Consider the following 18578-nt stretch of genomic DNA (forward strand, 5'->3'; position numbering starts at 1 on the left):
GGGACGGATAGCCGGTGTCGACGCCGTTCTATGTCTCACCCCAACAGGCCATGGCCGACCGGGCGGAGTACGCCCGCAAGGGGATCGCCCGCGGCCGGAGCCTGGTCGTGCTGCAGTACGCCGACGGCATCGTGTTCGTCGGTGAGAACCCGTCCCGCGCGCTGCACAAGTTCAGCGAGATCTACGACCGGATCGGCTTCGCGGCCGCCGGTAAGTACAACGAGTACGAGAACCTGCGCATCGGCGGAGTCCGCTACGCCGACCTGCGCGGCTACACCTACGACCGCGACGACGTGACGGCGCGCGGTCTCGCCAACGTCTACGCCCAGACCCTCGGCACGATCTTCTCCAGCAACGCCGAGAAGCCGTATGAGGTGGAGCTGGTGGTCGCCGAGGTCGGGGAGACCCCCGAGGGCGACCAGATCTACCGGCTTCCGCATGACGGCTCGATCGTCGACGAGCACGGCTCGGTGGCGGTCGGTGGTAACGCGGAGCAGATCAGCACCTATCTCGACCAGCGCCACGAGGACGGCATGAGCCTCGCCGAGGCGCTCAAGCTCGCCGTGCAGGCCCTCTCGCGGGAGCCCAACGGCGGGGAGCGGGAGATTCCCGCCGAGCGGCTCGAAGTGGCGGTCCTCGACCGTACGCGCCCGCAGCAGCGCAAGTTCAAGCGTGTCGTCGGCCGGCAGCTCGCCCGGCTGCTCGAGGCGGACGGCGCGGCGTCCACACCCACGGACGCGCCGTCCGACGAGGAGGAGGGCGAGGAGTAGAACTCCCTCCGCACTCTTCAGCCGTCTGCGCCGTGCCCCCGTACCGCTCCAGGAGCGGTACGGGGGCACGGGTGTGTCAGGGGCCGGGAGGCGCTGTGGAGTCCCGGACGACGAGTTCCACCGGGAGGGCGTCGATCTGCGGCTCCTGGCCGTCCAGGACGGCCAGGAGAGCCTGCATACCGCGTTCTCCGACGCGTTCCGCGGGCAGCCGGACCGTGGTGAGCTCCGGGTCGACGGCCGTGGCCAGGGCGAGATCGTCGAGACCGGTGACGGAGATGTCCTCCGGGATGCGCAGGCCCGTGCGGCGGGCGGCTTTGAGGGTGCCGGCGGCGATGATGTCGTCGTCGCAGATCACCGCCGTCGGGCGTGGGCCGGGTTCGGCCAGGGCGCGGCCCGCCGCCTCCATGGACCCGTGCACGGAGTGCGGGGCGCGGGCGGTGCGCAGGGTGGCGTCGGGCGCCTGGCGCAGGCCGTGGGTGATGGCACGCGCGCGTACGGCGAAGGTCCAGGAGTCGACGTTGGACGCCAGGTGCAGAAAGCGGCGGTGGCCGAGGCCGAGCAGATGCTCCGTCACCAGGCGCATGGCCCCGGCGAGATCGACGTTGACATGGGCGGCCGCGGTCGGGTCCGTGGGGTCGCTGTCGAGCATGACGAGGGGCAGACCGGCGCCGTGGATGTCGGTGAGGGCCTGGGCGGCCATGGAGGAGGCGATCACTCCGTCGAGGGCCGCGCGGGCCGAGGCGAAGGGGTCCCTGGCCGGGCCGATGCCCTCGGGCGAGGGGTAGAGCACCACGCCGAAGTCGTGTTCGGCGGCGACGCGGGCGGCGCCGGTGTAGACGCGCGCGAAGAAGTCGTTGGTGAGCGCGGGGACGACGAGCAGCGCGGTGCGGGTACGGCCGAGGCGCAGATTGCGGGCGGCGAGGTTGGGCCGGTAGCCCAACTCCCTTGCGGCGTCGCGGACCCGGCCCGCGGTGGCCTCGGAGACCCGGCCGCGCCACTTGTCGCCGAGCACGAGGGAGACGGCGGCCTGGGAGACGCCCGCGGCTCTGGCCACGTCCTTGCTGGTGGGCCGTGTCACGGCCGCTCCCTTCCTGTGCTGAGTCGAGTCTGCAGCGCTGTCGGCCGTGCTGCGTCGAGCCCTGCCCCGACGGGTGCCGTACGCCGCGCGCGGGGGCGTATCGCTGTCCGTGGGCTGGACCGCCGGACAGCGCACATGGTACGTATGGCGCACGACGTTATACGTAAAACCTCACAGGGTGCGGGAGAGGGGCGGTCCATGGCCACGGGATACGTGGAGCTGCTGCGGACACGGCACGCGGCCAGGCTGCTGACCGGAACGCTGGTCGGCCGGCTGCCCAACGCGACCGGGCATATCGCCATCGTGCTGTTCACCCGCGCCGAAGGCGGCAGCTACACGCTCGCCGGTGCGCTCGCCGCCGTGTACGGACTGGCCACGGCCGTCGGCCAGCCGCTGCTCGGGCGCGCGGTGGATCTGCGCGGACAGCCGCGCGTCATGCTGCCCGCCGCCGTTCTCTCGGCCCTCGGCATGGCCGCCTTCGCCTTCGTCGGTATCGGCTCCCTGCTGTCCGCGTACGCCGCCGTGACCGTCGCCGGACTCTTCACGCCGCCGCTCGAAGGCGGCCTTCGGGCGCTGTGGCCGGATGTCCTGGGGCGCGAGGACAAGGTGCACGCCGCCTACGCCATGGACGCCGTGGCGCAGGAAGTGATGTTCACCGTCGGCCCGTTGCTGGTCACGCTGCTCGTCGCGCTCTGGTCGCCCGGTGCCGCACTCCTTGTCATCAACGTCATCGGTGTGCTCGGGGCGCTGTCCGTGGTCCTCTCGGAGCCGTCCCGTGCGTGGTGCTCCGCGCCCAGGGAGGCGCACTGGCTCGGGGCGCTGCGCTCGCCCGGACTGCTCGCCCTGCTCGGCTCGTTCTTCTTCGTGGGCCTTGCGCTCGGCTCGATCACCGTGGCCGGTGTGGCGTACGGCGACGACCACGGGCAGGCGTCCGTGTACGGCTGGCTGATGGCGGGGCTCGGTCTCGGCGCCCTGGTCGGCGGCGCCGTGTACGGGGCGCGGCAGTGGGCGGGGCCGCCGGAGCGGCGCCTGCGGATCCTGGTCGGACTGCTCGCCCTCGGCTATCTGCCGCTGACCCTCACCCCCGATGTGCTGCCGATGTGTCTTCTGGCCGTCGTCTCCGGGGTGTTCCTCGCGCCGTCGCTCGCCTGTGCCTTCATCGTGGTCGACCGGCACGCGCCGCGCGGCACGGTCACCGAGGCGTTCTCCTGGCTGGTGACCACCTTCGGTGTGGGCGCCGCGGTCGGAACCGGCGTCGCGGGACCGGCGATCGAGTTCGGGAACACCGCGGCGGGGTTCGCCGTCGCGGGAGCCGGGGGAGTGGCGGCGCTGCTGGTTTTGGTGACTACGGCGCGGGTACTCACGGCGCCCGGACCTGGTGTGCGTATCACCGGCTCGTCGGAAAGTGATCGAAACGGTGCTGTCGAACCCGGTTTCAGTGCGGGGCATCAGGCGTAATGTTCAGTCATGGACCGCCGCATTTTCGGGCTGGAGAACGAGTACGGCGTCACGTGCACGTTCAGGGGACAGCGCCGCCTGTCACCTGACGAAGTGGCGCGCTACCTCTTCCGCCGTGTTGTGTCATGGGGCCGCAGCAGCAATGTCTTCCTGCGGAACGGCGCCCGCCTCTATCTCGATGTGGGATCACATCCGGAATACGCAACACCCGAATGTGACAACGTGACCGAGCTGGTCACCCACGACAAGGCGGGCGAGCGCATTCTCGAAGGCCTGCTCGTCGACGCCGAACGCCGCCTGCACGAGGAGGGAATCGCGGGCGACGTCTATCTCTTCAAGAACAACACCGATTCGGCGGGCAACTCCTACGGCTGCCACGAGAACTATCTGGTGGCCAGGCACGGGGAGTTCTCGCGGCTCGCCGACATCCTCATCCCGTTCCTCGTCACCCGGCAGCTGCTGTGCGGCGCGGGCAAGGTGCTGCAGACCCCCCGGGGCGCGGTGTACTGCGTCAGCCAGCGCGCCGAGCACATCTGGGAGGGCGTCAGCTCCGCGACCACCCGCTCCCGGCCGATCATCAACACCCGCGACGAACCGCATGCGGACGCCGAGCGCTACCGCCGGCTGCATGTCATCGTCGGTGACTCGAACATGTCCGAGACGACCATGCTGCTCAAGGTCGGCGCCACCGACCTCGTGCTGCGCATGATCGAGGCGGGCACGGTGATGCGCGATCTGACCCTGGAGAACCCGATCAGGGCCATCCGCGAGGTCAGCCATGACATCACCGGACGCCGCAAGGTGCGCCTGGCCAGCGGCCGCGAGGCCTCGGCGCTCGAGGTGCAGCGCGAGTACTACGAGAAGGCCGTCGACTTCTGCGAGCGCCGGGGCATCCGCACCGGCACCGTGGAGCAGGTGCTCGAACTGTGGGGCCGTACGCTCGACGCCATCGAGCAGGAGGATCTCGACAAGATCGACACCGAGATCGACTGGGTCATGAAGTACAAGCTCATCGAGCGGTACCGCGACAAGCACAACATGACCATGTCGCACCCCAGGGTCGCGCAGATAGACCTCGCCTACCACGACATCCACCGCCGTCGTGGCCTGTACTACCTCCTGGAGAAGAAGGGGCAAGCCGCCCGTATCTGCAACGACTTGAAGATCTTCGAGGGCAAGTCGGTGCCGCCGCAGACCACCAGGGCGCGGCTGCGCGGTGACTTCATCCGCCGGGCGCAGGAGCAGCGCCGGGACTTCACGGTCGACTGGGTGCATCTGAAGCTCAACGACCAGGCGCAGCGCACCGTGCTGTGCAAGGACCCGTTCCGGTCCGTGGACGACCGGGTGGAGAAGCTGATCGCCGGCATGTGACAGCACGCGAGTGTTCCGGCCCGAGCGGGCCGGAACGCAACGCGGGGCGCCGTACGTTCCTCGTACGGCGCCCTTCTCACGTCGTAGAGTTGCGCGCACCCGACCGCAAGATCGACCGATGATGAGGCCCACCGTGCGCCGACGCTCCCTGCTCCTCGCCGTGCCCGCCGGACTGCTGACGCTCGCCGGCTGCGGCGATGACAAGGCCGACAAGTCCAAGTCCAAGCCGAGCGACGGCCCCTCCAACTCCGCGGAGCCCACCGCGAAGATCGTGGACGGTCCGCTGCCCGAGGTCTCCAAGGGCACCAAGTTCGGCGAGAAGCCGACCGTGGCCAAGGGCTCGGGCAAGCCCTCGAAGGACCTTGCGGTGAAGACCCTGATCGAGGGCAAGGACGCCGAGGTCGCCAAGGGCGACTATCTGCAGGCCGACTACCTCGGCCAGATCTGGGACACGGCCAAGGTCTTCGACAACTCCTACGACCGCGGTGTCCCCGCCATCTTCCCGATCGGCGTCGGCCAGGTCATTCCGGGCTGGGACCAGGCGCTGGTCGGCAAGAAGATCGGCAGCCGGGTCGAGATGGCCATTCCGCCGGCGCTCGGGTACGGCGCGCAGGGCAACCCGCAGGGCGGCATCAAGGGCACGGACACCCTGGTCTTCGTCGTCGACGTCGTGGGCACCTTCAACAAGAAGAGCTCCGCGAAGGGCAAGCAGATCGCCCAGGACAACGTCGACCTGCCGAAGGTGGGCACCGGCACCGACGGCGAGGCGCCCTCGATCGACGTGCCCAAGAAGGACGCCCCCAAGAAGCTCGTGGCGAACTACATCCTGGAAGGCGACGGCGAGGAGCTGAAGGTCTCCGACGGCGTCCTCGTGCAGTACAAGGGCGTGCTGTGGGACGGCGGCAAGGAGTTCGACTCCACGTACAAGCGCGGTGAGCTCGCCCAGTTCAAGCTCGCCGAGGTCGTCAAGGGCTGGTCGCAGGGCCTGACCGGCAAGAAGGTCGGCAGCCGCGTCCTCGTCGTGGTCCCGCCGGACCTGGGGTACGGCGACAAGGAACAGCAGGGCATTCCGGCCAAGTCCACGCTCGTCTTCTCCGTGGACATCCTCGCGAAGATGTGAGGGCGGATGTCCTGAGGAAAGGTGCACAGGACATCCCAGCCAAGATGTAAGACTGTCCCGGCTGCACATTCGTAGAAGCAGGAGCAATTCACGTGAGCATCGACAAGCCCGAGGTCGACTTCCCCGGTGGCGAGCCCCCGGCGGACCTGGAGATCAAGGACATCTGGGAGGGCGACGGCCCGGTGGCCAAGGCGGGCGACTCCGTCCAGGTCCACTACGTGGGCGTCTCTTTCTCCAGCGGCGAGGAGTTCGACGCCAGCTGGAACCGCGGCACCCCGCTCGCCTTCCAGCTGGGCGCCGGACAGGTCATCTCCGGCTGGGACCAGGGCGTGCAGGGCATGAAGGTCGGCGGCCGGCGTCAGCTGGTCATCCCGCCGCACCTGGCCTACGGCGACCGCGGTGCGGGCGGCGGCCGGATCGCCCCCGGCGAGACGCTGATCTTCGTCTGCGACCTGGTCGCGGTCTGAGCACGGTGACACCACTGCCGCGCTGACCGGTGTTCGGTCGGACGCGAACAGTTCGAGGGCCCCTGCCTCCTGGCAGGGGCCCTCTGGTCTCCCCGTACCGCCCGCGACGGGCCCCTTCGGGATGCACCCCAGGTCCTCGGCTTTTGCCTGCACACCGTGGGGCGGTACGGTCAGCGATCGTAGAGCAGCGTGTGCGGGAGGGTGGAGAGGGCGTCGATGGCGATTGCCAAGGCAGAGCGACTGATGAATCTGGCCCTTTGCCTCCTTGGGACCCGGCGGCCGCTGAGCAAGCGAGAGCTGCGCGGCTCCATCGAGGCCTATCTCGAAGCCGGCTCCGACGACTCCTTCAACCGGATGTTCGAGCGCGACAAGGACGATCTGCGCGAACTCGGCCTGGTCATCGAGACAGTTGAGAACCTCGAGGGCGACACCGGCTATCTGGCCCGCCGGGACAGCAACCGGCTGCCGGCCGTCACCCTCGATGCCGAGGAGGCCGCGGCCCTCGGTCTCGCCGCCAAGGTCTGGCAGCAGGCACGTCTGGCCGGTGCCGCCAGCGGCGCCCTGCAGAAGCTGCGGGCCGCCGGAATGCCGGAGGAAGTGGATCCGTACGAGGCGCACAGCGCTCTCGAGCCGCGGATTCCGGTGCACGAGGCCGCCTTCGAGCCGCTGATGCTGGCCTGCCGCGACCGCCGTCCGGTCGTCTTCGACTACCGCAAGGCCACCGCCGCCCGCCCCGAGACCCGGCATGTCGAACCATGGGCCCTGGAGTGCTGGCGCGGTCACTGGTATCTGGCCGGCTGGGACCGCGACCGCGGCGCCGAGCGGGTCTTCCGGCTCTCCCGGATCACCGGCAAGGTGCGTTCGCGGGCCGGTAAGTTCACCGCCGACGTGCCCGATGTGGTGACCGTGCGGGAGACCGTGGCGAGCTGGGCCGGGGAGATCGCGGACCGCTCCGCGCTGCTCAAGCTGCGCTCCGGTGCGGGCTACCCGCTGCGCGCCAAGGCCACGGCGATACGCGAACTGGGCGACGGGTGGGACGAGTTGGAGATTCCGTACGGTCATGGCATGGATGCCTGGCTGGTGGAGTTCGGGCCCGATGTGGTGGTGCTCGAACCCGCCGAGCTGCGGGCGGATGTCGTGGATCGGCTGCGCGCCGTGGCCAAGGACTGAGGGGGAGAGCGAACAGATCATGGCCGCGAACGCGATCGACCAGACCCGCCGGATGCTGTCCCTCGTGACGTATCTGCGCGAGCGCCCCGGTGCCCGCGTCGGTGATGTCGCCCGGGCCTTCGGGATCACCGAGGACGAGCTGATCTCCGACCTCGACGTACTGCCGCTGTGCGGGACCAGCTTCCGCGGCGGTGACCTCCTCGACATCGACACCGACGGTGACCGCATCTGGTGGCACAACGCGGACGACGTGGCCGCGCCGCTGCGCCTCGCGGCGGACGAGGCGACGGCGCTCCTGGTGGCGGCGCGGGCCGTGGCCACGCTGCCGGGGCTGCGCGAGAGCGACCGCGAGGCGCTGCTTCGCGCCACGGCCAAGCTGGAGGCCGCGGCGGGCGAGGCGGCCGGGGCCAGCGACCGGCTCTCGGTCACCTTCGAGTCGGAGGGCGGGGTCTTCGCCGAGGTGGACCGGGCGATCTCCGAGCGGCGCCGCCTCTGGGTGCGCTACTACTCGCCCGCGCGCGACGAGCTGACCGAGCGCGAGGTGGACCCGATCCGGCTCTTCGCCCTCGGGCATACGTATATGGAGGCCTGGTGCTACCGCTCCGAGGCGCGGCGCACCTTCCGGCTCGACCGGGTCGCCGAGATCCGGATCCTGGACGAGGCGGCGGCGCCGCCCGAGCTGGAGCTGCGTGATCTTTCCGAGGGGCTTGTGCAGCCCTCGGCGGACGACCCGGAGGTGGTCGTCGATGTGGGCCCCGGCGGGCGCTGGGTCGCCGAGTACTACCCGCACGACAGCGCCGAGGAGCTGGCCGACGGCGGGCTGCGGATCACGCTGCGCACCCCGGACCCGGCCTCACTGCGCCGCCTCGCGCTGCGGCTCGGCAGGGACGGGCGGATCGTGTCTCCGCGGGACCTCGCGGAGAGCGCACAGCGGGCGGCGCGGGAGGCGCTCGTGGCGTACGACGGGCAGGAACAGGGAGCTTGAGTATGTCGCTTATGTCCGGTGCGCCTCATTCGGGCGTTTCTGTTTCCGGTGGTTCCGTGGCCGTCGGCGCTGCGGCCGTCACCACCGCGGCCGGCGCCCCGGGCGTCCCCCGGCAGGGGCGCCCCGTGCTCTTCAAGGCCGCCTGCCCCGACTGTCGGGCGCGCTTCGAACTCTCCGCGGGTGCCATCAGGTTGGCGATCGGCGCCAGCCGCCGCACCACCTTCTACTCCTTCACCTGCCCCGAGTGCGACACCGCCGTGCGCAAGCCCGCAGGTGAGCGCATCGTCGAACTCCTCACCGGCGGCGGGGTGCGGACGCTGCGCCTGCACTCCACCGGCTAGGCTGGCGCGCATGCTCTGGCCCATGACCGCGATCGCGCTCGGCTTTCTGGGACTCGCCGTGCTCGGCGTCCTCGCCGTGCGGGTCTTCTTCGAGGTGCGGCGCCTGGGGGCCCAAGTCGCCGTCACCGCACAGAAGATCAACAGCGCCGCCGAGGACCTGGAGCGAGCTGCGACCGACATGGCGCGCAGTGGGCGAGATGCACTTTAGGTGCTCGGCCTGTCAACTCCACGGCCGGTGCGGGTACGCTGCAGAGCGCGGCTCCGGGAGCCCGAGCCAGGGCCGCAACTGAGAGTACGCACGGGGATTGCCCGGCGTTCACCCCTACGCGTTACGATCGCTGTCAGTACGGAGGCCGGATCCCGGTCCGCCCTTTCCGGCAGTAGTCGCCCACCTGCCGCCTCGTGAGAAGGAAGCGCACATGATCGGCAATCTGAAGCCCCTCGAGATCGTTCTGATCATCGCCGTCATCCTGCTGCTGTTCGGTGCCAAGAAGCTTCCCGAGATGGCGCGTTCGCTCGGCAAGTCGGCTCGCATCCTGAAGAGCGAGGCCAAGGCCATGAAGAAGGACGACGACTCCACGAAGGGAACCGAGGGCACCACCGACTCGGCGCCCCAGCAGGCCGCCCCGCGCACCATCCAGGCCGCGCCCGGCGATGTGTCCAGCTCCCGTCCCGTGACCGAGCCGAACCACACGACGCAGAACTGACGCACTCCACAGACGGCCGCTGCACGAGACGAGGGACGTGGGTTGCTCAAGTCTGCCCGCAAGCAGGAGAGAGATGCCGAAGGGCGTATGCCCCTGGCGGAGCACCTGCGTGAGCTGCGTAACCGGCTGCTGATCTCCGTGGTGGCCATCTTGGTCATCACCATCGTCGCGGCCTTCTTCTACAAAGACCTGATCGACTTCATGCTGAGGCCGATCCTGACGTCGGTGGGCTGCACCGACGGCGCGACCCGGCAGGCCAACGGCGAACCGTGCGCCGACATGACCGTGAACGGTCTGATCGCGCCCTTCTCGATCGCGCTCAAGGTCTCCCTCGTAGCGGGTGTGGTGCTCTCCACCCCGGTCTGGCTCTATCAGCTCTGGGCCTTCATGGCCCCCGGCCTGCACAGCCACGAGAAGAAGTACGCGCTGAGCTTCGTCGGCGTCGGCGCCCCCCTGTTCCTCGGGGGCGGCGTTCTCGCGTACACCATCCTTCCGCAGACCGCGACGATCCTTCTCGACTTCACGCCCGAGAACGCCCGCAACCTGCTGCCCGTCGACGACTACCTCGACCTCGTCGTACGCATGGTGATCGTCTTCGGTCTGGCCTTCGAGCTGCCGCTGCTGCTCGTACTGCTCAACTTCACCGGAGTGCTCACGGCCAAGCGGCTTGCCTCCTGGTGGCGGATCATGGTCCTGGGCATCACGCTCTTCTCGGCCTTCGCCACGCCCACCGGCGACCCGCTGACCATGCTCTCGCTGGCGGCGCCCATCGTGGCCCTGTACTTCATCGCCCTCGGCATCTGCATGGTCAACGACCGCAGGCGCAGCCGGAGCAACCCCGACGCCGGGCTCTCCGACGACGAGGCGTCCGACATCGATCTGACCCCCGCAGCGGTGGACGAGGTCGAAGCCGTCGCCGCCGCCCCGGCCCTCCCCGAGCAGGCGAACTCGGACAAGGACCGCAGGACCAACGGTTTCGACGATGTGACCTGATCTTGTAGGGTCCTGGCCCAGACCTCGTCCGGGGGGACGTCCAGTGACCAGCGAGATCACTCTCTTCGTCAATCCCACCGCGGGACGCGGCCGGGGCGCGCACGCCGCGCAGCCGGCCGCTTCGGCACTCAGGGCAGCGGGCTTCTCCGTACGTACCGTCCTGGGCAGCGACGCCGACGACGCCCTCGCCCGCGCCCGCACAGCCGTCGAGGGAGGCACCGGGGCGCTGATCGCGGTCGGGGGCGACGGCATGGCGCACCTCGCCCTGCAGGCCGTCGCCGGGACGCGTACCCCCCTCGGTGTGATCGCCGTCGGCACCGGCAATGACTTCGCCCGCTCCCTCGGCCTGCCGGTGCGCGACCCCGAGGCCGCGGGGCGGGTGGCCGCGGAGGCGCTCAAGGGCGCCCGGCTGCGCGAGGTGGACCTCGGCCTGGCCGGCGGGCGCTGGTTCGGCACCGTGCTCGCCTCCGGCTTCGACTCCCGGGTGAACGACCGCGGCAACCGGATGCGATGGCCGGCCGGGCGGTTCAAGTACGACCTGGCGATGCTCGCCGAACTCGCCTCGTTCAAGCCCTTCCCGTTCCGCATCGCGCTCGACGACGGGCCGGAGCGGGAGATCGAGGCCACCCTCGTCGCCGTCGGCAACGGGACGTCCTACGGCGGCGGTATGCGGATCTGCCCCGGGGCCGAGCAGGACGACGGCCTCTTCGACATCAGGGTCGTCGGCGACTGCAGCCGTACGACGCTCGTCAAGGTCTTTCCGCAGGTCTACAAGGGCACGCATGTGGAGCACCCCGAGGTCACCGTGCACCGGGCCGCGAAGATCACTCTGGCGGCGGCCGGGATCACCGGGTACGCCGACGGGGAGCCGCTCGGGACGCTGCCGTTGACGGCCGAGTGCGTGCCGGGGGCCGTGCGGGTACTTGCTCTCTGAACAAAGATCGCGACCTCTGTCAGTGGTGGCGGGTAGGCTCGAAGACAAGATGACAGAGGACCTCTCACCGGCCGAGCGGTACGCGGCAGCACGTAAGCGGGCTGCCGAGCAGGCCACCGCGCTCGCATCCTTCCGCGAGATGTACGACTTCGGTCTCGACCCCTTCCAGATCGAGGCCTGCCAGGCGCTGGAGGCGGGCAAGGGCGTCCTGGTCGCGGCGCCCACCGGCTCCGGCAAGACGATCGTCGGCGAATTCGCCGTCCACCTCGCCCTGCGGCAGGGCAAGAAGTGTTTCTACACGACGCCGATCAAGGCCCTTTCCAACCAGAAGTACGCCGATCTGGCCCGGCGTTACGGCGCCGACAAGGTCGGCCTGCTCACCGGCGACAACAGCGTCAACTCCGAAGCGCCGATCGTGGTGATGACCACCGAGGTCCTGCGGAACATGCTGTACGCGGGCTCGCAGTCGCTGCTCGGCCTCGGCCATGTCGTGATGGACGAGGTGCACTACCTCTCCGACCGCTTCCGCGGTGCCGTCTGGGAAGAAGTGATCATTCACCTTCCCGAGTCGGTGACCCTGGTGTCCCTCTCGGCCACCGTGTCCAACGCCGAGGAGTTCGGCGACTGGCTGGACACCGTGCGCGGCGACACCGAAGTGATCGTCTCCGAGCACCGGCCCGTGCCGCTGTTCCAGCATGTGCTCGCCGGCCGCCGGATGTATGACCTCTTCGAAGAGGCGGAGTCCGGCAAGCGCGCGGTCAACCCCGATCTGACGCGGATGGCGCGCATGGAGGACAGCCGTCCTTCGTACGGCCGCGACCGCCGCCGCGGCAAGCGGATCAGGGAGGCCGACCGCGAGCGCGAGCGGCGCTCCAGGTCACGGATCTGGACGCCCGGCAGACCCGAGGTGATCGACCGCCTCGACTCCGAAGGGCTGCTCCCCGCGATCACCTTCATCTTCAGCCGCGCCGCCTGCGAGGCCGCCGTGCAGCAGTGTCTGTACGCGGGTCTGCGGCTCAATGACGAAGAGGGCCGCGCCAAGGTGCGCGAGATCGTCGAGGAGCGCACCGCGTCCATCCCGGACGAAGACCTGCACGTCCTCGGCTACTTCGAGTGGCTCGAGGCCCTGGAGCGGGGAATCGCCGCGCACCACGCGGGCATGCTGCCGACCTTCAAGGAGGTCGTCGAGGAACTGTTCGTACGCGGTCTGGTCAAGGCCGTGTTCGCCACCGAGACCCTGGCGCTCGGCATCAACATGCCCGCGCGCTCGGTGGTGTTGGAGAAGCTCGTCAAGTGGAACGGCGAGCAGCACGCCGACATCACCCCCGGTGAGTACACCCAGCTGACCGGCCGTGCGGGCCGCCGTGGCATCGATGTCGAGGGCCACGCCGTTGTCCTGTGGCAGCGCGGGATGAACCCCGAACACCTCGCGGGCCTCGCCGGTACGCGGACCTATCCGCTGCGCTCCAGCTTCAAGCCGTCGTACAACATGGCGGTCAACCTGGTGCACCAGTTCGGCCGCCACCGCTCCCGCGAGCTCCTGGAGACGTCCTTCGCGCAGTTCCAGGCGGACCGCTCGGTCGTCGGCATCTCCCGCCAGGTGCAGCGCAACGAAGAGGGCCTTGAGGGCTACCAGGCCTCCATGACCTGCCACTTGGGCGACTTCGAGGAGTACGCGCGCCTGCGCCGCGAGCTCAAGGACCGTGAGAACGAACTGGCCAAGCAGGGCGCCGTACAGCGCCGCGCGGCCGCCGCCGCGGCCCTGGAGAAGCTCAAGCCGGGCGATGTCATCCATGTGCCCACCGGCAAGTTCGCGGGCCTGGCCCTCGTCCTCGACCCGGGCCTGCCCGCCGGGCGGTCCAACGGCCACCGCGGCTTCGAGCACCACGACGGCCCCCGGCCCCTGGTGCTCACCGCCGAGCGGCAGGTCAAGCGCCTGGCGTCAATGGACTTCCCGGTGCCGGTCGAGGCCCTGGAGCGGATGCGGATCCCCAAGTCGTTCAACGCCCGCTCCCCGCAGTCACGGCGCGACCTGGCGTCCGCGCTGCGCACCAAGGCGGGGCACATCCGGCCCGAGCGGCACAAGAAGGGCCGGTCGGATGCGGCCGACGACCGCGAGATCGCCCGGCTGCGCGCCGCACTGCGGGCGCATCCCTGCCACGGCTGCGACGAGCGCGAGGATCACGCCCGCTGGGCCGAGCGCTATCACCGCCTCAAGCGCGACACCAGGCAGCTGGAGCGCCGTATCGAGGGGCGTACGAACACCATCGCGCGCACCTTCGACCGTATCGTCGCGCTGCTCACCGAGCTCGATTATCTGCGCGGTGACGAGGTCACCGACGACGGCAGGCGCCTGGGCCGGCTCTACGGCGAGCTGGACCTGCTGGCGTCGGAGTGTCTGCGCGCCGGTGTCTGGGAGGGGCTGAGCCCGGCCGAACTGGCCGCCTGCGTCTCGGCGTTGGTGTACGAGGCCAGGGTGAGCGACGACGCGCTCGCGCCCAAGCTGCCCTCCGGCAAGGCCAAGGCCGCGCTCGGCGAGATGGTGCGGATCTGGGGGCGCCTCGACGCCTTGGAGGAGGAGTTCCGGATCAACCAGGCCGAGGGTGTCGGGCAGCGCGAGCCCGACCTTGGCTTCGCCTGGGCGGCGTACATGTGGGCGTCCGACAAGAGCCTCGACGAGGTCCTGCGCGAGGCGGAGATGCCCGCGGGTGACTTCGTGCGCTGGTGCAAGCAGGTCATCGACGTCCTCGGGCAGATCTCCGCGGCGGCCCCGTCGGAGGGCGGCGGCACGGTCGCGAAGAACGCCCGCAAGGCGGTGGACGCCCTGCTGCGGGGTGTGGTGGCGTACTCGTCGGTGGGCTGACTCCCGACTCCTTGCTCCCGTGTCCTTGCTCCCGTGAGGCGGCTGGTCCGGGCGCCGGGGCGTGCGCTGCCCATGGCATATGCGCGGTGGCCGCTATCGGCCGGTGCGCTCGGACGCCCGTGCGACGATCTTCCGCATGACAAGGACGGGAAGATCTTCCGCATGAGCGGCACCGGAAGGCGGGTCGGCCGGCCCCGGGCCGAGCAGCGGCCCGACCGCGGGCTGACTCCGCGCGGCGAACTCCTGGACGCCGCCGCGGAGTTGTTCACCACCCTCGGCTTCGGCGCCACCACGACCCGCGCCGTGGCCGAGCGGGCGGGAATGCGCCAGGCCACCATGTACCACTACGTCTCGGGCAAGGAAGATCTCCTCGCCCAGCTGCTCGAGTCGACGGTGAAGCCCTCGCTCGTCCTGGCCGCCGCCCTCCTCGCGCAGAGTGAACGGCCGGCCGAGGCACGGCTGTGGCAGCTGTGCCGCTCGGACGTGGAGCTGCTGTGCGGCGGCCGGCACAACCTGGGGGCGCTTTATCTGCTGCCGGAGGTGCGGGCCGAACGGTTTGCGCCGTTCCACCGGATGCGGGCCGAACTGAAGGGCGCCTACCGTCAGTTGCTGCATCGCAGCCGACCGGGCGGCGGGCTCGGCGCGGCGGAACTGGCCCTGCGCACCGATCTGGTCTTCGGCCTCGTCGAGGGAGTCATCCTCATCCGCCGCTCCGACCCCGACCGCCCCGTGGCGGCCTTCGCCGAGGCGACCGCGGACGCGGTGCTGCGGATAGCGGGGTTTCCGCTGCGGGACGAGGCGTGGGGAGCCCCGGCCGCGGGGGCGTGAAGGAGAGCTAGGCGGCTAGGGGGAAGTGCCCCAAAGGGGAAGTGCCCCAAAGGGGCGCGGGGAACTGCGCGACCAGCCACAACGCACCCGCAGATGTCATACCGGGCTTCCCGCGGAGCGCTCGGGCAGGCCCGCCCAGCCGGTGTAGTCCGTCCACGCCCCCAGCGTCCTGCGGCTCTCGAAGCGGTGCTCGTGCCCGGTGAGCGGATCGGTGAACTCCAGCACGCGGGCGAGCAGTTGCAGCGGCCGGGTGAAGTCGTCCGGGGCCGGGTCGGTGACGACCGGGTAGACGGGGTCGCCGAGGATCGGGATGCCGAGCGCGTTCATATGCACCCGCAGCTGGTGGGTGCGGCCGGTGCGGGGGAGCAGACGATAGCGGGCGAGCGGCCCGTCGGGTCCGCCCATGCGGTGCTCGACCTGCTCGATCAGGCTCTCGCTGTTGGGCTCGCCGGGGAGTTCGTACGCCGCGATCACGCCGCGGTCCTTCTGGATGCGGCTGCGCACGGTACGGGGCAGGGCGAGCTGTGGAGCGTACGCCGCGACCGCCTCGTACTCCTTGCGTACCTGCTTGTCGTGGAAGAGGCGCTGGTAGGCCCCGCGGTCCCGGGGGCGCACGGTGAACATCACGACGCCCGCGGTGAGCCGGTCGAGACGGTGTGCGGGGGTCAGCTCGGGCAGCCCGAGATCGCGGCGCAGCCGGGCGAGCGCGGTCTCGGTGATATGGCTGCCCCGGGGCGTGGTGGCGAGGAAATGCGGCTTGTCGGCGACGACCAGGTGCTCGTCCCGGTGGAGCACCGTGAGGGGGAACGGCACAGGGGGCTCGGGGGCGTGCGGCCGGTGGAACCAGACATAGGCGCCGCCGGTGTACGGGGTGGTGGCCGTCAACGGGCCGTCCGTGCCCGCCACTTCACCCCGGCCCAGCATGGCGTCGACGATCTCCTCGCCCACCGGAAGCCGGTCGAGGAGATGGGCCCGCACCGTGTCCCAGGCCCCGTCGAGCGGCAGCCGCAGCCGCACCGGGTCGATTCCGTCCCGCTGGGGGAGCGGTGCGGGCGGAACCTTGGGCTTGCGTCGGGGCACGGGAGCAAGGGTACGGGGCGGGCGTCCTGCTCGGCCCGGAGGCAGGCGCCTCGCTCGGCACCGGTGGCGGGCGCTGTGCTTGTCCCGGAGGGCGGGCGCCCCGCGCTCGGCCCTGGAGGCGGGCGTCCTGCTTTGTCCCGGAGGGCGGGCGCCCCTCGCTCGGCACCGGTGGCGGGCGCTGTGCTTGTCCCGGAGGGCGGGCGCCCCGCGCTCGGCCCTGGAGGCGGGGGCCCTGCTCGGCCCGGAGGTGGGTGCGCCGTACCGAGGCAGGGTGCTGCGGTAGCCGAGGCAGGGTGCGGGCCGTACCGAGGCAGGGTGAGCGCCCTGCTGCTTCAGGAGGCGGTCGCCGCGGTGGCGTTCTCCTGCTCCGCCTCCACCTGTGCGTTCCAGTCGCGCTTGGAGGACTGCCAGCCGTCCTCGTTGTGACCGAGGCGCCAGTAGCCGGAGATGGACAGGCGCTCGCGCGGAATCTCGCGCTCGACACGCAGCAGGCGCCGCAGTTCCTTCACGAAGCCCGCCTCGCCGTGCACGAAGGCCTGCACGTCTCCGGAGGGGAACTCCAGGGCGGTCACGGCCTCGACGAGGGCCTCGCCGACGGGGCGCGCGCCACGGTGCAGCCAGGTGATCCGGGCGCCGTCGGGCGAGCTGACGTCCTGCTCCTCCTCGGGGCCCTCGACCTCGACGAAGGCGTGCACCGGCGCACCGGCCGGAATGTGCTCCAGGGCGGCGGCGATGGCGGGCAGGGCGCTCTCGTCACCGGCGAGGAGATGCCAGTCGGCCGCGGGCTCGGGCGCATACCCGCCGCCGGGGCCGAGGAAGCGGATCTGCTCGCCCGCCTTGACGCCGGCCGCCCACGGACCGGCCAGGCCCTCGTCGCCGTGCACGACGAAGTCGACGGTCAGCAGCCGGAGTTCGGGGTCCCACGCGCGGACCGTGTACGTCCGGGTGGTGGGCCACTGGTCGCGCGGGAACTCGGCGCGGATCTGCTGCATGTCGAAGGGCTCGGGGTAGGTCACGCCCTCGACCGGGAAGAGCAGCTTGATGTAGTGATCGGTGCAGGACCCCGCCTCGAACTCGGCGAGTCCCGCACCGCCGAGCACCACGCGCTGCATATGCGGGGTGAGACGCTCCGTGCGCACCACCTCCGCGAGATGGGCCTTCGGCGCTTTACGGGCCGGACGTTCTGCCACGGAGGCCTCCCCTGACCATTGGCTTGCTTAGGTAAGCCTAAGTTAACACCTCAGTCCTGGAGAGTGGAGACCAGTCGCTGCAGGGATCCGCCGAGACCCCATTGCGCCGCCAGCTCGTCGAGGGCCGCAGGGTCGCGGGGCTCGCGCGGAAGAGCCAGGTCGCTGGCGGGGACCGGGACGTCGGTGGCGACCCGGACGACCTTCGGTGCCACGGCGATATAGGGGCGCGACTCGTCGAGACGCTTGCGCTGCGAAGGTGTGAGCCTCGATGCCGGGTCGTCGACCGCGGCCATGATGCCGGCCAGGTCGCCGTACTGGGCGAGCAGCTTGGCGGCGGTCTTCTCGCCGATGCCGGGCACGCCGGGCAGGCCGTCGCTCGGGTCGCCGCGCAGCAGTGCCAGGTCGACATAACCGGCGCCGTCCACCGCGTACTTCTCGCGCAGCACCGCCTCGTCCGTGAGCTGCAGGGAGCCCACGCCCTTCAGTGGGTACAGCACGCGGATGCCGCGCTTGTCGTCCACCAGTTGATAGAGGTCGCGGTCGCCGGTGACGATGTCGACCGGTCCTGCGGCGCGGTCGGTGAGGGTGCCGATCACGTCGTCCGCTTCGTACCCCTCCACTCCGATGCGGGCGATGCCGAGGGCGTCCAGGACGTCCTCGATGATCGGGACCTGCGGGGAGAGGGTGTCGGGGATCTCCTCCTCGTCGGCGCCCTCCGCGATCTCCTCGGCGACGCGGTGCGCCTTGTACGAGGGGATCAGGTCCACGCGCCACTGCGGGCGCCAGTCGGCGTCCATGCATGCGACCAGGTCGTCCGGCTGGTGGTCCTGGACGAGGCGGGTGATGAATTCGAGCAGCCCCCGGACGGCGTTGACCGGGGTGCCGTCCGGGGCCTTCACGGATTCCGGGACGCCGAAATAGGCGCGGAAATAGAGGGAGGCGGTGTCGAGGAGCATGAGCCGTCGAGTTTGCTGCGTCACACCCGGCATCATGCCGCACCCCACTGACAGCGCCCCCGCAGCGGTGCTGACAGCGCCCCCGCAGCGGTGCTGACAGTGTCCTCGCACCGGTACTGACAGTGTCCCCGCAGCCGTCGCAGGACGTGTCGTGACCGTCGGTTGCTGGATACACACAAAGCGGTGACCTGCGGCGATACCCCTGTGAACTGGAACACTCTTGCGTTTGATCCGTTTCGGCAGGGGCAGGCGCGCAGCCGGAGCGAA

18 protein-coding genes are annotated in these 18578 nt (G+C 70.4%); 14 read left to right on the forward strand and 4 right to left on the reverse strand.

Annotation, left to right across the window (positions count from 1 at the left end; translation table 11 throughout):
• The first annotated feature begins 14 nt into the window (after nucleotides 1-14).
• Entirely contained in the window at nucleotides 15-770 is a 756-nt protein-coding gene (gene prcA / locus ACFQVC_RS41060; RefSeq protein WP_381841403.1) for a proteasome subunit alpha, read from the forward strand.
• A gap of 76 nt (nucleotides 771-846) precedes the next feature.
• Here the strand turns inward: prcA and ACFQVC_RS41065 are convergent, their stop codons facing one another.
• A complete protein-coding gene (locus ACFQVC_RS41065; protein ID WP_381841406.1) occupies nucleotides 847-1848 on the reverse strand; it encodes a LacI family DNA-binding transcriptional regulator in 1002 nt (333 codons plus the stop codon).
• Between the two features lie 198 nt (nucleotides 1849-2046).
• Between ACFQVC_RS41065 and ACFQVC_RS41070 the strand changes: the two genes are divergently transcribed.
• From ACFQVC_RS41070 to ACFQVC_RS41130, 13 genes are all read left to right on the forward strand, one after another.
• The gene (locus ACFQVC_RS41070; protein WP_381841409.1) at nucleotides 2047-3306 is read left to right on the forward strand and encodes an MFS transporter; all 1260 of its coding nucleotides are present in this window, start codon (nucleotides 2047-2049) and stop codon (nucleotides 3304-3306) included.
• 9 nt (nucleotides 3307-3315) lie between these two features.
• Nucleotides 3316-4677: a Pup--protein ligase gene (gene pafA, locus ACFQVC_RS41075; protein ID WP_381841412.1), complete on the forward strand. Its 1362-nt coding sequence runs from the start codon at nucleotides 3316-3318 to the stop codon at nucleotides 4675-4677.
• A 133-nt stretch (nucleotides 4678-4810) separates the two neighbouring features.
• On the forward strand, nucleotides 4811-5797 hold the full coding sequence (locus ACFQVC_RS41080; RefSeq protein WP_381841497.1) for an FKBP-type peptidyl-prolyl cis-trans isomerase: 987 nt from the start codon (nucleotides 4811-4813) through the stop codon (nucleotides 5795-5797).
• A gap of 92 nt (nucleotides 5798-5889) precedes the next feature.
• Nucleotides 5890-6264 (forward strand): FKBP-type peptidyl-prolyl cis-trans isomerase, encoded by a 375-nt coding sequence (locus ACFQVC_RS41085; protein ID WP_381841415.1) that lies wholly within the window; start codon nucleotides 5890-5892, stop codon nucleotides 6262-6264.
• A 216-nt stretch (nucleotides 6265-6480) separates the two neighbouring features.
• The gene (locus ACFQVC_RS41090; RefSeq protein WP_381841418.1) at nucleotides 6481-7434 is read left to right on the forward strand and encodes a helix-turn-helix transcriptional regulator; all 954 of its coding nucleotides are present in this window, start codon (nucleotides 6481-6483) and stop codon (nucleotides 7432-7434) included.
• 19 nt (nucleotides 7435-7453) lie between these two features.
• Nucleotides 7454-8419, forward strand: a complete 966-nt coding sequence (locus ACFQVC_RS41095) for a helix-turn-helix transcriptional regulator (RefSeq protein WP_381841421.1) — start codon at nucleotides 7454-7456, stop codon at nucleotides 8417-8419.
• 11 nt (nucleotides 8420-8430) lie between these two features.
• Nucleotides 8431-8760 (forward strand): hypothetical protein, encoded by a 330-nt coding sequence (locus ACFQVC_RS41100; protein ID WP_381841500.1) that lies wholly within the window; start codon nucleotides 8431-8433, stop codon nucleotides 8758-8760.
• Nucleotides 8761-8770: 10 nt separating this feature from the next.
• Nucleotides 8771-8968 (forward strand): hypothetical protein, encoded by a 198-nt coding sequence (locus ACFQVC_RS41105; protein WP_381841424.1) that lies wholly within the window; start codon nucleotides 8771-8773, stop codon nucleotides 8966-8968.
• Nucleotides 8969-9179: 211 nt separating this feature from the next.
• Nucleotides 9180-9467, forward strand: a complete 288-nt coding sequence (gene tatA, locus ACFQVC_RS41110) for a Sec-independent protein translocase subunit TatA (RefSeq protein ID WP_381841427.1) — start codon at nucleotides 9180-9182, stop codon at nucleotides 9465-9467.
• A 42-nt stretch (nucleotides 9468-9509) separates the two neighbouring features.
• A complete protein-coding gene (gene tatC / locus ACFQVC_RS41115; protein WP_381841429.1) occupies nucleotides 9510-10460 on the forward strand; it encodes a twin-arginine translocase subunit TatC in 951 nt (316 codons plus the stop codon).
• Nucleotides 10461-10503: 43 nt separating this feature from the next.
• Nucleotides 10504-11394, forward strand: a complete 891-nt coding sequence (locus ACFQVC_RS41120; protein WP_381841432.1) for a diacylglycerol kinase — start codon at nucleotides 10504-10506, stop codon at nucleotides 11392-11394.
• A gap of 49 nt (nucleotides 11395-11443) precedes the next feature.
• Entirely contained in the window at nucleotides 11444-14257 is a 2814-nt protein-coding gene (locus ACFQVC_RS41125) for a DEAD/DEAH box helicase (RefSeq protein ID WP_381841435.1), read from the forward strand.
• A gap of 162 nt (nucleotides 14258-14419) precedes the next feature.
• Entirely contained in the window at nucleotides 14420-15085 is a 666-nt protein-coding gene (locus ACFQVC_RS41130) for a TetR/AcrR family transcriptional regulator (protein ID WP_381841438.1), read from the forward strand.
• 96 nt (nucleotides 15086-15181) lie between these two features.
• Here ACFQVC_RS41130 and ACFQVC_RS41135 read toward each other — a convergent pair whose 3' ends face one another.
• The 3 genes from ACFQVC_RS41135 to ACFQVC_RS41145 all read right to left on the reverse strand — a co-directional run bounded on the left by ACFQVC_RS41135 (nucleotide 15182) and on the right by ACFQVC_RS41145 (nucleotide 18344).
• Nucleotides 15182-16165: a pseudouridine synthase gene (locus tag ACFQVC_RS41135; RefSeq protein ID WP_381841441.1), complete on the reverse strand. Its 984-nt coding sequence runs from the start codon at nucleotides 16163-16165 to the stop codon at nucleotides 15182-15184.
• Nucleotides 16166-16497: 332 nt separating this feature from the next.
• The gene (locus ACFQVC_RS41140) at nucleotides 16498-17355 is read right to left on the reverse strand and encodes a siderophore-interacting protein (RefSeq protein ID WP_381841444.1); all 858 of its coding nucleotides are present in this window, start codon (nucleotides 17353-17355) and stop codon (nucleotides 16498-16500) included.
• A 50-nt stretch (nucleotides 17356-17405) separates the two neighbouring features.
• Nucleotides 17406-18344, reverse strand: coding sequence for a 5'-3' exonuclease (locus ACFQVC_RS41145; RefSeq protein WP_381841447.1), 939 nt, complete (start codon nucleotides 18342-18344; stop codon nucleotides 17406-17408).
• Nucleotides 18345-18578 lie beyond the last annotated feature (234 nt).

It is taken from the genome of Streptomyces monticola (genome assembly GCF_042665355.1).
GTDB lineage: Bacteria > Actinomycetota > Actinomycetes > Streptomycetales > Streptomycetaceae > Streptomyces > Streptomyces monticola.

Excerpts from the sequence above, each read along its gene's own strand:
- ACFQVC_RS41070 (WP_381841409.1), top strand. The coding sequence starts at position 2,047 with ATGGCCACGGGATACGTGGAGCTGCTGCGGACACGGCACGCGGCCAGG.
- pafA (WP_381841412.1), top strand. The coding sequence starts at position 3,316 with ATGGACCGCCGCATTTTCGGGCTGGAGAACGAGTACGGCGTCACGTGC.
- ACFQVC_RS41090 (WP_381841418.1), top strand. The coding sequence starts at position 6,481 with ATGGCGATTGCCAAGGCAGAGCGACTGATGAATCTGGCCCTTTGCCTC.
- ACFQVC_RS41095 (WP_381841421.1), top strand. The coding sequence starts at position 7,454 with ATGGCCGCGAACGCGATCGACCAGACCCGCCGGATGCTGTCCCTCGTG.
- ACFQVC_RS41100 (WP_381841500.1), top strand. The coding sequence starts at position 8,431 with ATGTCCGGTGCGCCTCATTCGGGCGTTTCTGTTTCCGGTGGTTCCGTG.
- ACFQVC_RS41105 (WP_381841424.1), top strand. The coding sequence starts at position 8,771 with ATGCTCTGGCCCATGACCGCGATCGCGCTCGGCTTTCTGGGACTCGCC.
- tatA (WP_381841427.1), top strand. The coding sequence starts at position 9,180 with ATGATCGGCAATCTGAAGCCCCTCGAGATCGTTCTGATCATCGCCGTC.
- ACFQVC_RS41125 (WP_381841435.1), top strand. The coding sequence starts at position 11,444 with ATGACAGAGGACCTCTCACCGGCCGAGCGGTACGCGGCAGCACGTAAG.
- ACFQVC_RS41130 (WP_381841438.1), top strand. The coding sequence starts at position 14,420 with ATGAGCGGCACCGGAAGGCGGGTCGGCCGGCCCCGGGCCGAGCAGCGG.
- ACFQVC_RS41145 (WP_381841447.1), bottom strand. The coding sequence starts at position 18,344 with ATGCCGGGTGTGACGCAGCAAACTCGACGGCTCATGCTCCTCGACACC.